General features: G+C 76.6%; 1 protein-coding gene. It reads right to left on the bottom strand.

All coding sequences use genetic code 11. The features are described 5' to 3' along the window. Positions 1–248 (bottom strand): NAD(P)-dependent oxidoreductase (locus GT354_RS02810; RefSeq protein WP_272923742.1); only part of this gene is annotated, 248 nt, incomplete at both ends.

Raw genomic sequence — 248 nt, 5'->3', positions numbered from 1 at the left:
GCCCGCGAGCACCGCGACCGTAAGCCCGTCGTGTCGCCCACTCGCGGGCGTCCACGCGCTCGCGTGCGACGCGTCGTCGCACCGCACGCAAAACACCCGCAGCGCCTCGGCGTCCGCCGCGACGGCCTCGTTGACCTCGGCGACGTCGGTGGCCGCGAGCACGTACCAGGCGCCGTCCAGGTCGCCGAACGCGTACGCGCGCCGCTCCCAGCGCAGTTCGCCGCCGGCGGCCATCCCCTCGACGGCCG

It is taken from the genome of Streptomyces sp. SID3343, from assembly GCF_009865215.1.
Lineage (GTDB): Bacteria > Actinomycetota > Actinomycetes > Streptomycetales > Streptomycetaceae > Embleya.
This window is presented reverse-complemented; position numbering and strand designations above follow the sequence as displayed.